This window comes from Streptomyces sp. MH60 (assembly GCF_002939385.1).
Classification (GTDB): domain Bacteria; phylum Actinomycetota; class Actinomycetes; order Streptomycetales; family Streptomycetaceae; genus Streptomyces.
The window spans coordinates 21,450-35,872 of the sequence record NZ_MULI01000073.1; the positions used below are offsets into that span (position 1 = coordinate 21,450).

General features: G+C 71.6%; 13 protein-coding genes and 1 pseudogene. 9 read left to right on the plus strand and 5 right to left on the minus strand.

Annotated elements, in window-relative coordinates:
- The first annotated feature begins 125 nt into the window (after positions 1-125).
- From BZZ08_RS31015 to BZZ08_RS31030, 4 genes are all read left to right on the plus strand, one after another.
- Entirely contained in the window at positions 126-914 is a 789-nt protein-coding gene (locus BZZ08_RS31015) for an aminoglycoside N(3)-acetyltransferase (RefSeq protein ID WP_104635532.1), read from the plus strand.
- 76 nt (positions 915-990) lie between these two features.
- Complete coding sequence (locus tag BZZ08_RS31020; protein ID WP_104635533.1) at positions 991-1,914, plus strand: ABC transporter ATP-binding protein; 924 nt, start codon at positions 991-993, stop codon at positions 1,912-1,914.
- A gap of 62 nt (positions 1,915-1,976) precedes the next feature.
- On the plus strand, positions 1,977-2,693 hold the full coding sequence (locus tag BZZ08_RS31025; protein ID WP_241965611.1) for an ABC transporter permease: 717 nt from the start codon (positions 1,977-1,979) through the stop codon (positions 2,691-2,693).
- A gap of 54 nt (positions 2,694-2,747) precedes the next feature.
- Positions 2,748-3,770 (plus strand): COX15/CtaA family protein, encoded by a 1,023-nt coding sequence (locus tag BZZ08_RS31030; RefSeq protein WP_241965610.1) that lies wholly within the window; start codon positions 2,748-2,750, stop codon positions 3,768-3,770.
- Here BZZ08_RS31030 and BZZ08_RS31035 read toward each other — a convergent pair.
- The 4 genes from BZZ08_RS31035 to BZZ08_RS31050 form a co-directional block, all read right to left on the minus strand.
- The gene (locus BZZ08_RS31035) at positions 3,725-4,468 is read right to left on the minus strand and encodes a nucleotidyltransferase domain-containing protein (protein ID WP_198601795.1); all 744 of its coding nucleotides are present in this window, start codon (positions 4,466-4,468) and stop codon (positions 3,725-3,727) included. The two genes, BZZ08_RS31030 and BZZ08_RS31035, sit on opposite strands and share 46 nt — an antisense overlap.
- 39 nt (positions 4,469-4,507) lie before the next feature.
- Complete coding sequence (locus BZZ08_RS31040) at positions 4,508-5,614, minus strand: amidohydrolase family protein (RefSeq protein ID WP_104635537.1); 1,107 nt, start codon at positions 5,612-5,614, stop codon at positions 4,508-4,510.
- 80 nt (positions 5,615-5,694) lie between these two features.
- Positions 5,695-6,039, minus strand: a complete 345-nt coding sequence (locus BZZ08_RS31045) for a hypothetical protein (RefSeq protein WP_198601796.1) — start codon at positions 6,037-6,039, stop codon at positions 5,695-5,697.
- Positions 6,040-6,133: 94 nt separating this feature from the next.
- Positions 6,134-7,087 carry a heme o synthase gene (locus tag BZZ08_RS31050; protein WP_198601797.1) on the minus strand — a complete coding sequence of 318 codons (954 nt, stop codon included), beginning with the start codon at positions 7,085-7,087 and terminating at the stop codon, positions 6,134-6,136.
- A gap of 372 nt (positions 7,088-7,459) precedes the next feature.
- Between BZZ08_RS31050 and tkt the strand changes: the two genes are divergently transcribed.
- Genes tkt through pgl form a run of 5 tightly spaced genes read left to right on the plus strand, consistent with a single transcriptional unit; the run spans position 7,460 to position 14,070 of the window.
- Complete coding sequence (gene tkt / locus BZZ08_RS31060; RefSeq protein ID WP_104635541.1) at positions 7,460-9,547, plus strand: transketolase; 2,088 nt, start codon at positions 7,460-7,462, stop codon at positions 9,545-9,547.
- Positions 9,548-9,581: 34 nt separating this feature from the next.
- Positions 9,582-10,700, plus strand: coding sequence for a transaldolase (gene tal, locus BZZ08_RS31065; RefSeq protein ID WP_104635542.1), 1,119 nt, complete (start codon positions 9,582-9,584; stop codon positions 10,698-10,700).
- A 3-nt stretch (positions 10,701-10,703) separates the two neighbouring features.
- The gene (zwf, locus tag BZZ08_RS31070; protein WP_104635543.1) at positions 10,704-12,227 is read left to right on the plus strand and encodes a glucose-6-phosphate dehydrogenase; all 1,524 of its coding nucleotides are present in this window, start codon (positions 10,704-10,706) and stop codon (positions 12,225-12,227) included.
- Positions 12,224-13,288 (plus strand): glucose-6-phosphate dehydrogenase assembly protein OpcA, encoded by a 1,065-nt coding sequence (gene opcA, locus BZZ08_RS31075; RefSeq protein WP_104635544.1) that lies wholly within the window; start codon positions 12,224-12,226, stop codon positions 13,286-13,288. Before zwf ends, opcA begins: the two co-directional genes overlap by 4 nt.
- Complete coding sequence (gene pgl / locus BZZ08_RS31080) at positions 13,285-14,070, plus strand: 6-phosphogluconolactonase (RefSeq protein ID WP_104635545.1); 786 nt, start codon at positions 13,285-13,287, stop codon at positions 14,068-14,070. Before opcA ends, pgl begins: the two co-directional genes overlap by 4 nt.
- 146 nt (positions 14,071-14,216) lie before the next feature.
- Here the strand turns inward: pgl and BZZ08_RS31085 are convergent.
- A pseudogene (locus BZZ08_RS31085) lies at positions 14,217-14,423 on the minus strand (glucose-6-phosphate isomerase); the annotation flags it as partial.

Sequence of the window (14,423 nt, forward strand, 5' to 3'; positions counted from 1 at the left end):
GGATCATCGAACGGTGCCCTGCGTCACTTAGGCATACCTAAGGTGACCTGCGGAAACGATCTTTGATCGATCAGCGGCGGGGCAATCCACTGGCGTGGGCGAGTGTCTTCCGCAACACTCCCGGCATGCCCACACCCCCTCCGACCGGCCCACTCGTCACCCGCGGCACGATCGCCGCCGCGCTGCGCGAACTGGGCGTGCGGACCGGCGACACCCTCCTGGCGCACTCCTCCCTCAGCGCCCTCGGCTGGGTCTGCGGAGGTCCCGTCGCGGTCGTCCAGGCGCTGCTGGACGTGCTCGGTCCGAGCGGCACCCTGGTGGTCCCGACCCAGACCGGCGACCTCTCGGACCCGGCCCTGTGGACCAGCCCGCCGGTGCCCGAGGAGTGGTGGGAGACCGTGCGGGCGGCGACGCCCGCCTACGACCCGCTGATCTCGCCCTCGCGCGGTGTCGGGGTGGTCCCGGAGACGGTGCGCACCTGGCCGGGCGCCCGGCGCAGCGCCCATCCGCAGACGTCCTTCGCCGCCCTCGGCGCCCGCGCCGACGAGGTGGTCGCGGGCCACGCGCGGGACTGCCGGCTGGGCGAGCGCAGCCCGCTGGCCACGCTGGAACGGCTGGGCGCCCGGGTCCTGCTGCTCGGCGCGGGCTACGACTCGTGCACCGCCTTCCACCTCGCCGAGTACCGGATCCCCGCCCCGCTGGTGGAGGTGGGGCGCCCGGGGCCGGTGGGCTGGGAGCGGGTGACCGAGGTGTCGATCACCTCGGAGCGCTTCGCCGAACTGGGCCACGACTTCGAACGGGACCGGCCCGTCGTGCGCGGCAGGGTCGGCGCGGCCGACGTACGCCTGTTCCCGCTGCCGGACGCGGTCGCCTACGCCGAGCGATGGCTGCCCGTGCACCGCCCCCGCGAGTGAGTCCCGTCCCGGGTTCCAGGAGGTTTTCCACACCCCCGCGCCCGGCCGGTCGTCCGCCTCCCTAGACTCGTGACCCATGCGAAGTGAGCCCGTGGTCCAGGTCCAGGCCCTGGTGAAGCGGTACGGCACGAAGACCGCGGTGAACGGCCTCGACCTGGTGGCCCGCCCGGGCATCACCGCCGTGCTCGGCCCCAACGGGGCGGGCAAGACGACCACGGTCGAGACCTGCGAGGGGTACCGCAGGCCGGACTCCGGCACGGTGCGCGTGCTGGGCCTCGACCCGGTGAGACAGGGCTCCGAGCTGCGCCCCCGGATCGGCGTCATGCTCCAGTCCGGCGGCGTCTACTCCGGCGCCCGCGCCGACGAGATGCTGCGCCACGTGGCGAAACTGCACGCGCACCCGCTGGACGTCGACGCGCTGATCGAGCGGCTCGGTCTGGGTTCGTGCGGCCGCACCACGTACCGCAGGCTCTCGGGCGGGCAGCAGCAGCGGCTCGCCCTCGCGATGGCCGTGGTCGGGCGCCCGGAGCTGGTGTTCCTGGACGAGCCGACCGCCGGTCTCGACCCGCAGGCCCGCCGCGCCACCTGGGACCTCGTGCGGGACCTGCGTGCCGACGGGGTCTCGGTGATCCTCACCACGCACCACATGGACGAGGCCGAGCAGCTGGCCGACGACGTGGCCATCGTCGACACCGGCCGGGTCGTCGCCCAGGGCTCCCCCGAGCAGCTGTGCCGCGGCGGCGCCGAGAACACCCTGCGCTTCACGGGCCGCCCGGGACTGGACGTCGCGTCCCTGCTCAAGGCGCTGCCCCCGGACTCCGCGGCGGCCGAGCTGACCCCGGGCTCCTACCGGGTGAACGGCGAGGTGGACCCGCAGCTGCTCGCGACGGTGACCTCCTGGTGCGCCCAGCACGGGGTGATGCCGGACCGCATCTCGGTGGAGCGGCACACGCTGGAGGACGTCTTTCTTGAGCTGACCGGCAAGGAGCTGCGCGGGTGACCACCACGACAGGGACCACGGGGACGTACGCGCCCAGGCCCGGCGCCGCGCCGCTCGGGCGGATGATCGCGGCGCAGGCCGTGCTCGAGACGAAGATGCTGCTGCGCAACGGCGAGCAGCTGCTGCTGACGGTGATCATCCCGACGCTGCTGCTCGTCCTGTTCAGCTCCGTGGACATCGTCGACACCGGAGCCGGAGAGGCGGTCGACTTCCTCGCCCCCGGCATCCTCGCGCTGGCGGTGCTGTCGACGGCGTTCACGGGGCAGGCCATCGCCACCGGGTTCGAGCGCAGGTACGGGGTGCTGAAGCGGCTGGCGGCGTCGCCCCTGCCGCGCTGGGCCCTGATGACCGCGAAGACGGCCTCGGTCCTGGTCACCGAGGTGCTCCAGATCGTGCTGCTGACGGTGATCGCCTTCGCGCTGGGCTGGTCGCCGCACGGCAACCCGGCGGCCGTGCTGCTGCTCCTGGTCCTCGGCACCGCCGCCTTCTCCGGGCTCGGGCTGCTGATGGCGGGCACGCTCAGGGCCGAGGCCACGCTGGCCGCCGCCAACCTGGTCTTCCTGCTGCTCCTGGTGGGCGGCGGAGTGATCGTGCCGCTGGACAAGTTCCCGGACGCGGCGCAGGACGTGCTGGGGCTGCTGCCGATCTCCGCCCTGTCGGACGGACTGCGGGACGTCCTCCAGCACGGGGCCTCGATGCCCTGGGGCGACCTGGGCGTCCTCGCCGTGTGGGCGGTCGTGGGGCTCGCGGCCGCCGGGAAGTTCTTCCGCTGGGAGTAGGGACACATGCCGGAGACCGACCCTCGTGAAAGCGTGCACAAGCGGGCGCCTACGATGGACGGCGTGCCAAACGTGACCCGCGCCGACGTCGCAGCCGCCGTGCGCAATCCGCTCGCCTTCATCGCCGCGCACTGGACCCCGGCCCCCCGGACGGTCCAGCGGGCGGCCCTCGCGCCTCTCGTGATGTCCGTGGTCATCGTCGTCACCGGCGGCGCCGTCCGGCTCACCGGCTCCGGTCTCGGCTGCCCGACCTGGCCCAAGTGCACCGACGACTCGCTCACCACCACGAGCGAGATGGGCTTCCACGGCGTCATCGAGTTCGGCAACCGCATGCTGACCTACGTGCTGTGCGCCGCGGTCGGCTGGGCGATCATCGCCGCACGCTCGCAGAAGCCGTACCGGCGCAGCCTCACCCTGCTGGGGTGGGCGCAGTTCTGGGTGGTGATGAGCAACGCGGTGCTCGGTGGCATCGTCGTGCTCGTCGGCCTCAACCCGTACACGGTCGCGGCCCACTTCGTGGCCACCACCGCGCTCCTCGCCCTGGCCACGGTGATGTGGCAGCGCAGCCGGGAGGGCGACACGGCGCCGCGCCCGCTGGTCGGCAAGTCCGTGCAGCAGCTGGTGTGGGTGATGGTCGTCGTCTCCGCGCTGCTGATCCTGGTCGGCACCGTGGTCACCGGCGCGGGCCCGCACGCGGGCGACTCCAGCGACGTGCCGCGGATGCCGGTCGACTGGGAGACGATCAGCAAGGCGCACGCCGTCCTGGCGTGGATCGTGGTGACGCTGACGTTCGCCCTGTGGTTCGTGCTGAAGGCGGTCGACGCGCCCAAGGGGCCGCTGGCCCGCACCCGCGACCTGTTCCTGGTGCTGCTCGCCCAGGGGGTCATCGGGTACGTCCAGTACTTCACCGACCTGCCCGAGGTCCTGGTCGGCCTGCACATGTTCGGTTCGTGCCTGGTGTGGATCGCGGTGCTGCGGGTGCTGCTGGCGCTGCGCGAGCGGCCCGAGGAGACGGTGCCCGGGCTGCCCGCTCAGGAGTACGACGCCACCAGCGTGTCGATGGCCGGTCCCAGGTAGCTCCGGGTCAGCTCGGCGCGGCGGGCGGTCCACTCCGCCGTGGCCGCGGTCCGTGTGCCGTTCCCGTACCGCCGCTCGGCGACGTCCTCGACGACCTCGCCGGGCGCGCCGAGCGCGGGCAGTTCCTCCAGGGCCTCCCGCTTGGTGATCAGGCGGCCCTCGCGCAGCGTGACGGTGGCGCGGGCGAAGGTGAGCAGGCCCAGGTCGACCCAGACGTCCCGCCGCCACAGCTCCGCCCTGCGCACGTGCGGCCGCCAGAAGTCCCGCTGCTCGCCGACGACGAACCCGGCCAGCTCCGGGTCCGCCACCGGTGGCAGCAGCTGTTCCGGCGACTCGCCGTGCAGGACGCGGCCGGAGCTGTGGAGTTCACGCCGGGTGACCGGGGTGACCGTCCGCTTGAAGAGCTGCTGGTGGGCCCAGGTCAGATGCCGCTGGCCGGGGTCGGCGACCGTGTCCGGCGACAGGTACGTGCAGTGCAGCAGACCGGCCAGGGGTTCGGCGCGCAGCCGGGCGTGGAGCAGCCCGAGCCGCCAGGCCGTGCGGGCCGTGGCCGGCCGGGGCAGCACCGCGATCAGGTCCAGGTCGCTGCGGCCCTCCTGGTAGTCCCCCGCGCCCAGTGAACCGTGCGCCCAGACGGCGACGGGGTCGAGGGGCGTGAGGCCGGTGAGGAAGCGGTCGAGCAAGGCGTCGGTCGGCATGCGGCCAGTCTCGGCGACGCACTGCGGCGTGTACACCCGTCACTCCAGCCGGTACACCCGCCCGGCGTTTCCCGAGGCGATCATCCGCGCGACCCGTTGCGCGTCCCCGAGCGACCACGCCCCCTCGGCCACCCAGGTGCCCAGCACCCGGCCGAGGGCCTCGCGGAAGAGCCGGGCGGCGACCACGTGCAGCTCCGGCAGGCCCTGGGCGCCGCTGGAGAACAGGATCTTGCCGAACGGGGCCAGCTCCAGGATCTCCGCGAGGACCGTCGCCGCGCGGGCGCCGGTGCGCACCAGGGCGGCACCGGAGTCGGCGTAGACGTGCGGGAAGACGCCGGCCAGGTGGGCGGCGTGGCGGTGGTAGGGGTAGCCGTGCAGCAGGACCAGGTCGGTGCCGAGCCCGGCGGTGGCCCGTACGAAGTCGGTGAGCAGGACCGGGTCGGTGCGGTCGATGCGCAGGCCCGGCTCGCCGAGGCCCGCGTGCAGCTGGAGCGGCAGGCCCGAGGCGACGGCGATCCACAGCAGGTGGCGCAGCAGCACCGGGTCGCTCAGCTCCCCGCCGACCTCGCGCCCGGTCAGCCAGCGGGCGGCGGCCCCGCGCACCTCGCCCGCGCCGGGCGGCTCCGGGGCCAGCGCCAGACCGTGCCGCACCCCCGCGACGGAGGTGAAGGCGACCGCGTTCGCGGCGGCGCCGTGCACGGCCTCGGCGAGGTTGGCGAGGAAGGACTCGACGGTGCCGGAGGTGTCGGCGACCTGTTCGGCGAGCAGTTCCAGGCGCACGATCTCGCGGGTGTCCGCGTCCGCGGCGGAGGCCATCTCGGTGGGCCCGGTGAGGTCCCCGGGCAGTCCCGCGTCGACCAGGTAGGTGGTGATGCCGCTGCCGCGCAGCAGCCGGCGGTCGGCCTCCATGACGCCCAGTTCACGGCGCCGGGCCAGGTAGCGGGCGGGCGGGCAGTGCGGTTCCAGGCCGAGCAGGGGCGGGCACCAGCGGCGTACCGCGAAGCCGGTCTGGGTGTCGAAGAGGGTGGTGCCCGGTGCGGGCGGACCCTCGGTGCGGGCCAGCTGGGCCTCGAAGGTGCCGAGGCCCAGCTCCGTTCTCAGGACGCCGTGGCAGTACTGGTCCACCAGGGTCGGCGTTTCGATCATCCGGGCTCCCGTGGGGGACCGTGCGCCGGACGGCTCGGGCGCCGTGCGGCTTCCTACGGTCCTAACGGGTGAACCCGGGCTCAGGTGTTGCTCGGGCCGCCCACCTGGATGCCCGCCATGCGCGACCACTCGTAGCGGCCGGTCCGCACCTTGGCCGCGAACTCGCCGTCGAAGTCCTCGTGGACGGTGATCCCGGACCTCTCCACGGCCTGCTGGGCACGCTCGTAGGAGCGCGCGACCAGGTCGCCCCAGGCGCCGTCCGCGCCGACGAGCACGATCCGGGCGCCGCGCTCACCGAGGTAGGCCACCTGGCCCTCGGCGCCGCCGTGTGCCTGGGAGAACGCCTCGATCCGGCCGGCCAGGCGGGCCACCCGGCGCTCGGCCCAGCGGTCGGGCTTCGTCTCAACCTGCTGCGTGTCTGCCATGACCAGGATGCTACCGACGGGTAGATCAAACGGCGACGGGCGGGGTGCGTGGCCTTGACCACGCACCCCGCCCGGACACAGGGTCCTCAGCGTCTCAACGCAGGAAGGGGTCCACCGCGATGGCGAGGAACAGCACCGACACATAGGTGATGGACCAGTGGAACAGCCGCATCTCCTTGAGCTTGCCGCCGGTCACCTCGGCCTTGGCACGGTTCTGCAGTCCGTGCGCCTCCCACAGCCACATGCCGCCGGCCGCAACGGCGACCGCCGTGTAGAACCAGCCGGTGTAGCCGAGCGGCTGCAGCAGCAGCGACACCACGACCATCACCCAGCTGTAGATGACGATCTGCCGGGCGACCACCTTGTTGGAGGCGATCACCGGAAGCATCGGCACGCCGACGCGCGCGTAGTCCTCCTTGACCTTCATGGACAGCGGCCAGTAGTGCGGCGGCGTCCAGAAGAACATCACCCCGAAGAGGATGATCGGCGCCCAGGACATCGAGTTGGTCACGGCCGACCAGCCGATGAGCACCGGCAGGCAGCCGGCGATGCCGCCCCAGACGATGTTCTGCGAGGTGCGGCGCTTGAGGATCATCGTGTAGACGACGACGTAGAAGAGGAGCGCGCCGAGCGAGAGCCAGGCCGACAGCCAGTTGACGGTGAACCCGAACAGCAGCGTGGAGACGATGGCCAGGGCGATGCCGAAGACGAGGCATTCGACCGGGCTGACCATGCCGGTCACCAGCGGGCGCTGCGAGGTCCGGTCCATCAGCGCGTCGATGTCGCGGTCGATGAACATGTTCAGCGCGTTGGCGCCGCCGGCCGACAGGTAACCGCCGACGCAGGTCAGCAGCACCAGCTTCAGATTCGGAACACCCTGTTCGGCGAGGAACATCACCGGAACGGTGGTGATCAGCAGAAGCTCGATGATCCGCGGCTTGGTCAGCGCCACGAACGCCTTGACACGGGCCCCGAACGGCCGGTGACTCGGGCTCTGGCTCGTCCCGATAACCCCCGCAGGACGGGATTCAACGGCCGTCACGCACACCCCTGACAGAGACATCCCAGCGAGCCTCCCCCGTGTGAAGTGGCGGTAAAGGCTCGCGCGTACCACGCCACTTTAGACGTTGCCCATACCTCGGCCTTCGCGGGGGTGGGCTCGTGTTGGCCGGGGTGCTCCGACGTGCGTTCGGAGAGTCGATTGAGCGGTCAGATGAGCGGCTCCGTATTCACTTGCCGAATGCGGTTTCGCCCAGTCGACAGGCGGATCCACAAGAGTCCCGGCAGTCTGGTTTCCAGCGGAAAAACGCACGTACTTACGGGGGTAGGCTCGGCAATGGCCGGCCGACTCACGGACGCGCCGGCAGCCCGTGCACTCGTGCACCGGCAACCGACATGTGGAGAGGAGCCCTGACTCAGGGTGAGCACCAAGCCGACCACCACAGACCTCGAGTGGACCGAACTGGACCAGCGGGCCGTGGACACCGCCCGCGTCCTGGCCGCCGACGCCGTACAGAAGGTTGGCAACGGCCATCCGGGTACGGCGATGAGCCTGGCGCCCGCCGCCTACACCCTCTTCCAGAAGGTGATGCGGCACGACCCCGCCGACGCGAACTGGGTCGGGCGCGACCGTTTCGTGCTGTCCGCGGGCCACTCGTCCCTGACCCTCTACACCCAGCTGTACCTGGCCGGCTTCGGCCTTCAGCTGGCGGACCTGGAGTCCTTCCGCACCTGGGGCTCCAAGACCCCCGGTCACCCGGAGTACGGCCACACCACGGGCGTGGAGACCACGACCGGTCCGCTGGGCCAGGGCGTGGCCAACGCGGTGGGCATGGCGATGGCCGCCCGCTACGAGCGCGGCCTGTTCGACCCGGAGGCCCCCGAGGGCACCTCCCCGTTCGACCACTTCGTCTACTGCATCGCCGGTGACGGCTGCCTCCAGGAGGGCATCTCCGCCGAGGCGTCCTCGCTCGCCGGGCACCAGAAGCTCGGCAACCTGGTGCTTCTGTGGGACGACAACCACATCTCCATCGAGGGCGACACCGAGACCGCCGTCTCCGAGGACACCTGCAAGCGGTACGAGGCGTACGGCTGGCACGTCCAGCGCGTCGCCCCGCAGCCGGACGGCGACCTGGACCCGAACGCGATCTACGACGCGATCCAGGAGGCGAAGAAGGTCACCGACCGGCCGTCCTTCATCGCCATGCGCTCGATCATCGCCTGGCCCGCCCCGAACGCGCAGAACACCGAGGCCGCGCACGGCTCGGCGCTCGGCGACGACGAGGTCGCGGCGACCAAGCGGGTCCTGGGCTTCGACCCGGAGAAGTCCTTCGAGGTCTCCGACGAGGTCATCGAGCACACCCGCAAGGCACTGGAGAAGGGCCAGGCGGCCCGCGCGGTGTGGGAGAAGTCCTTCCAGCAGTGGCGGGACAACAACCCGGAGCGCGCCGCCGAGTACGACCGTGTCGCCAAGGGCGAGCTGCCCACGGGCTGGGAGGAGAAGATCCCGGTCTTCGAGGCGGGCAAGGGCCTCGCCACCCGCGCCGCTTCCGGCAAGGTGCTCCAGGCGCTCGGCGCGGTGATCCCGGAGCTGTGGGGCGGCTCGGCCGACCTCGCGGGCTCGAACAACACGACGATCGACAAGACGTCGTCCTTCCTCCCCGCGGGCAACCCGCTGCCGGAGGCCGACCCGTACGGCCGCACCATCCACTTCGGCATCCGCGAGCACGCGATGGCCGCGGAGATGAACGGCATCGCGCTGCACGGCAACACCCGCATCTACGGCGGAACGTTCCTGGTCTTCTCGGACTACATGCGCAACGCGGTGCGGCTGTCGGCGCTGATGCACCTGCCGGTGACGTACGTGTGGACGCACGACTCCATCGGTCTGGGCGAGGACGGCCCGACCCACCAGCCGGTCGAGCACCTGGCCTCGCTGCGCGCCATCCCGGGCCTGAACGTGGTCCGTCCGGCCGACGCCAACGAGACGGCGATCGCCTGGCGGGAGATCCTGCGCCGCTGGACGAAGGAGTTCGGCAAGGGCCAGCCGCACGGTCTGGCGCTGACCCGTCAGGGCGTGCCGACGTACGAGCCCAACGAGGACGCGGCCAAGGGCGGCTACGTGCTGTTCGAGGCGGACGGCGGCGACGCCGAGGTGATTCTGATCGCGACCGGTTCCGAGGTGCACGTCGCCGTCGAGGCGCGCGAGCAGCTCCAGGCCGACGGTGTGCCGACCCGTGTGGTGTCCATGCCGTCCGTGGAGTGGTTCGAGCAGCAGGACCAGGGGTACCGGGACAGCGTCCTGCCCCCGTCGGTGAAGGCCCGGGTCGCGGTCGAGGCCGGGATCGGCCTCACCTGGCACAAGTACGTGGGGGACGCCGGCCGGATCGTCTCCCTGGAGCACTTCGGTGCTTCGGCGGACGCCAAGGTGCTCTTCAAGGAGTTCGGTTTCACCGCCGAGAACGTGGCCTCCGCCGCGCGGGAATCACTCGCCGCGGCCCAGCGCTGACGCCCATATACGACACGTAGGAGATGCATTTTCCATGACAGACGCACTCAAGCGCCTCTCCGATGAAGGCGTCGCGATCTGGCTGGACGACCTGTCGCGCAAGCGGATCACGTCCGGCAACCTCGCCGAGCTGATCGACCAGCAGCACGTCGTGGGCGTCACCACCAACCCGTCGATCTTCCAGAAGGCGATCTCGCAGGGCGACGGCTACGACCAGCAGCTCGCCGACCTCGCCGTCCGCGGGGTCACGGTCGAAGAGGCCATCCGCATGATCACCACGGCGGACGTCCGCGACGCCGCCGACATCCTGCGCCCGGTCTTCGACAACACCGGCGGCAAGGACGGCCGGGTCTCCATCGAGGTGGACCCGCGTCTGGCGCACAACACCCACGCCACGGTGGCCGAGGCCAAGCAGCTGGCGTGGCTGGTGGACCGGCCCAACACCTTCATCAAGATCCCGGCCACCGAGGCGGGCCTGCCGGCCATCGCCGAGACCATCGGCCTGGGCATCAGCGTCAACGTCACGCTGATCTTCTCCCTGGAGCGCTACCGCAAGGTGATGGACGCCTTCCTGACCGGCCTGGAGAAGGCCAAGGAGCGCGGCCTGGACCTGTCGCAGATCCACTCGGTGGCGTCCTTCTTCGTGTCCCGCGTGGACACCGAGATCGACAAGCGGATCGACGCGCTCGGCACCGACGAGGCCAAGGCGCTGCGCGGCAAGGCCGCCGTCGCCAACGCCCGCCTCGCCTACCAGGCGTACGAGGAGGTCTTCGGCACCGACCGCTGGGCCGCCCTGGAGAAGGCCGGCGCCAACAAGCAGCGTCCGCTGTGGGCGTCGACCGGTGTGAAGGACAAGGCGTACAGCGACACCATGTACGTCACCGACCTGGTCGCGCCGAACACGGTCAACACCATGCCGGAGGCGACGCTGCTGGCCACCGAGGACCACGGCGAGATCACCGGCGACGCCGTCGCCGGGTCGTACGAGCGGGCCCGTGCCGACCTCGACGCGGTCGAGAAGCTCGGGATCGGCTACGACGAGGTGGTCCAGCTCCTGGAGGACGAGGGCGTCGAGAAGTTCGAGGCGGCCTGGAACGACCTGCTGAAGTCCACGGAGGCGGAGCTCAAGCGCCTCGCTCCCTCGAAGGGCTAGAAATTGTCGAGCAGCAATCCGCTGCGTGACCCCGCAGACCGACGGCTCCCGCGCATCGCGGGGCCGTCGGGTCTGGTCATTTTCGGCGTCACCGGCGATCTGTCCCGCAAGAAGCTCATGCCCGCCGTGTACGACCTCGCCAACCGGGGCCTGCTGCCGCCGGGCTTCTCGCTCGTCGGGTTCGCCCGCCGCGACTGGGAGCACGAGGACTTCGCCCAGGTCGTGCACGACGCCGTCAAGGAACACTCCCGCACGCCGTTCCGCGAGGAGGTCTGGCAGCAGCTCATCCAGGGGATGCGCTTCGTCCAGGGCACCTTCGACGACGACGACGCCTTCGAGCGGCTGCGCGGCACCATCGAGGAGCTGGACAAGGCGCAGGGCACGGGCGGCAACTTCGCCTTCTACCTGTCGGTGCCGCCGAAGTCGTTCCCGGTGGTCATCCAGCAGCTGAAGAAGCACGGTCTCGCCGACCAGACGGGCGGCTCCTGGCGGCGCGCGGTGATCGAGAAGCCGTTCGGCCACGATCTCAGGTCGGCCGAGGAACTGAACGCGATCGTCCACGAGGTCTTCGGCTCCGACCAGGTCTTCCGCATCGACCACTACCTGGGCAAGGAGACCGTCCAGAACATCCTGGCGCTGCGCTTCGCCAACACGATGTTCGAGCCGATCTGGAACCGGTCCTACGTCGACCACGTCCAGATCACCATGGCCGAGGACATCGGCATCGGCGGCCGGGCCGGCTACTACGACGGCATCGGCGCGGCGCGCGACGTCATCCAGAACCACCTGCTCCAGCTGCTCGCGCTGACCGCCATGGAGGAGCCCGCCTCCTTCGACGCGGACGCGCTGGCGGCGGAGAAGACCAAGGTGCTCGGCGCGGTCCGCCTCCCCAAGGACCTGGGCCGGGACACCGTGCGCGGCCAGTACGCGGCCGGGTGGCAGGGCGGCGCCAAGGCCGTCGGCTACCTGGAGGAGGAGGGCATCGACCCCAAGTCGAAGACCGACACCTACGCCGCGATCAAGGTCGGCATCGACAACCGCCGCTGGGCGGGCGTCCCCTTCTACCTGCGCACCGGCAAGCGGCTGGGCCGCCGGGTCACGGAGATCGCGGTCGTCTTCCAGCGGGCCCCGCACTCCCCCTTCGACACGACGGCCACCGAGGAACTCGGCTCGAACGCGATCGTCATCCGCGTGCAGCCCGACGAGGGCGTCACCGTGCGCTTCGGTTCCAAGGTGCCGGGCACGTCGATGGAGATCCGGGACGTGTCGATGGACTTCGCGTACGGCGAGTCCTTCACGGAGTCGAGCCCGGAGGCGTACGAGCGCCTGATCCTCGACGTGCTGCTCGGCGACGCCAACCTCTTCCCGCGCACGGAGGAGGTCGAGCTGTCCTGGAAGATCCTCGACCCGATCGAGGAGTACTGGGACGCGCACGGCACCCCTGCCCAGTACCCGGCCGGCACCTGGGGGCCCGTGGAGGCGGACGACATGCTGGAACGAGACGGACGGAGCTGGCGCCGGCCATGAAGACCGACCTCACGGACACCACGGCCAGCAAGATCAACAAGGCGCTGGTGCTCGGCCGCCGGGCCATCGGCACCCCGGCCGTGGGCATGGTGCTCACCCTGGTCATCGTCACCGACGAGGAGAACGCCTACGACGCGCTGAGGGCCGCGAGCGACGCCGCGCACGAGCACCCCTCGCGCACACTCCTGGTCATCAAGCGGGTCTCGCGCTCGCCCCGGGACCGCACCCAGTCCCGGCTGGACGCCGAGGTGCGCCTCGGTGCCGACGCGGGGACCGGCGAGACGATCGTGCTGCGGCTGTACGGCGACGTCGTCGACCACGCCCAGTCGGTGGTCCTGCCGCTGCTGCTGCCGGACGCGCCGGTCGTGGTCTGGTGGCCGGTGAACGCGCCGCTGGACCCGGCGAAGGACCCGCTGGGCGCCCTCGCCCAGCGCCGTGTCACCGACACCTACGCCTGCGAGGAGCCGATACGGGAGCTGGTGGCCCGTGCCGACGCCTACGCGCCGGGCGACACGGACCTGTCGTGGACCCGCATCACGCCGTGGCGCTCGATGCTGGCGGCGGCCCTCGACCAGGTCGACTGCGAGGTGCAGTCGGTCGAGGTGGAGGGCGAGGAGTTCAACCCGAGCTGTGAGCTGCTCGCGATGTGGCTCGCCGACCGGCTGGACGTGCCGGTGCGGCGCACGGTGTCGAGCGGGCCGGGTCTCACCGCGGTCCGCATGGACACCGACTGCGGTCCGGTGGTCCTGGACCGGGCCGACGGCTCGCTGGCGAACCTCTCCATCCAGGGCCAGCCGGCCCGCGCGGTCGCGCTCAAGCGCCGGGAGACGGCCGAGCTGATCGCGGAGGAGCTGCGGCGCCTGGACCCGGACGACACGTACGCCTCGGCGCTGCGCTACGGGGTGGACCGGCTGAACGCACCGGCCAAAGGGGACGAAGGGGCCGCGGGCGACGGCAAAGGCGCCCGCGCGGTCCCCGCTCCCGTCGGGACGGTCGCGAAGGCGCCCGCGAAGGACGCGGCGCAGGAGAAGGCACCGGTGAGGAAGGCGGCGGCGAAATGAGCGACACCCCGCAGCTGGTCGTGCACCGCGACAAGGAGCTGATGGCCGAGGCCGCGGCGGCCCGCCTGATCACGAAGATCGTGGACGCGCAGGCCTCCCGGGGCAGCGCGTCCGTGGTCCTCACCGGCGGCCGCAACGGCAACGGCCTGCTCGCGGCACTGGCCGGCTCCCCGGCCCGGGACGCGATCGACTGGGGCCGGCTCGACCTGTGGTGGGGCGACGAACGCTTCCTGCCCGACGGCGACCCGGAGCGCAACGTCACCCAGGCACGCGAGGCGCTGCTCGACGCGGTGCCGCTGGACCCGAAGCGGGTGCACGCGATGGCGCCGTCCGACGGCCCCTACGGCTCGGACGTGGAGGCGGCAGCGGCGGCCTACGCGCAGGAACTGGCCACGGCCTCCGTCCCCGAGAACCACGCCGCGGTCCCGTCCTTCGACGTCCTGCTCCTCGGCGTCGGCCCGGACACCCACGTGGCGTCGCTCTTCCCGGAGCACCCGGGAGTCCGGGAGACGGAGCGCACGGTGATCGGCGTCCACGGCTCCCCCAAGCCGCCGCCCATCCGTATCTCCCTGACCCTGCCCGCGATCCGCGCCGCCCGTGAGGTGTGGCTGCTCGCGGCGGGCGAGGACAAGGCAAACGCGGTGGCGATGGCCCTGTCGGGCGCGGGCGAGATCCAGGCCCCGGCAGCGGGCGCCCGAGGCCGCGCCCGCACCCTGTGGCTGCTGGACTCGTCGGCGGCGTCCCGACTTCCGAGGTCCCTCTACCCACCGGCGTCGGCATAATCCAGCCCGTTGAGGGTGCCCCCCTCTGAGGGAGTTTGAGGACGAGGCCGTTCAGGCCGAAGCGGGGGTCCGGGGCGGCAGCCCTCAGGGACGGGAACGGGAAGGGGCGGCGGGGGCGAAAGCCTCCCGCCGCCCCTTCGGCACGTTCACGCCCGTCCGCGCAACTCCCGGTAGGCGGCGACCAGTGCCTCGGTGGACGCGTCCAGCCCCGGCACCTCCGCGCCCTCGCTCAGTGCCGGCTCCACCCGCTTGGCCAGCACCTTGCCCAGCTCCACACCCCACTGGTCGAAGGAGTCGATGTTCCAGATCGCGCCCTGCACGAACACCTTGTGCTCGTACAGCGCGATGAGCTG

Coding starts and splice junctions, on each gene's coding strand:
- BZZ08_RS31015 (WP_104635532.1), top strand. CDS start 126: ATGCCCACACCCCCTCCGACCGGCCCACTCGTCACCCGCGGCACGATC.
- BZZ08_RS31020 (WP_104635533.1), top strand. CDS start 991: ATGCGAAGTGAGCCCGTGGTCCAGGTCCAGGCCCTGGTGAAGCGGTAC.
- BZZ08_RS31025 (WP_241965611.1), top strand. CDS start 1,977: ATGATCGCGGCGCAGGCCGTGCTCGAGACGAAGATGCTGCTGCGCAAC.
- BZZ08_RS31030 (WP_241965610.1), top strand. CDS start 2,748: ATGGACGGCGTGCCAAACGTGACCCGCGCCGACGTCGCAGCCGCCGTG.
- BZZ08_RS31035 (WP_198601795.1), bottom strand. CDS start 4,468: ATGCCGACCGACGCCTTGCTCGACCGCTTCCTCACCGGCCTCACGCCC.
- BZZ08_RS31040 (WP_104635537.1), bottom strand. CDS start 5,614: ATGATCGAAACGCCGACCCTGGTGGACCAGTACTGCCACGGCGTCCTG.
- BZZ08_RS31045 (WP_198601796.1), bottom strand. CDS start 6,039: ATGGCAGACACGCAGCAGGTTGAGACGAAGCCCGACCGCTGGGCCGAG.
- tal (WP_104635542.1), top strand. CDS start 9,582: ATGACAGACGCACTCAAGCGCCTCTCCGATGAAGGCGTCGCGATCTGG.
- opcA (WP_104635544.1), top strand. CDS start 12,224: ATGAAGACCGACCTCACGGACACCACGGCCAGCAAGATCAACAAGGCG.
- pgl (WP_104635545.1), top strand. CDS start 13,285: ATGAGCGACACCCCGCAGCTGGTCGTGCACCGCGACAAGGAGCTGATG.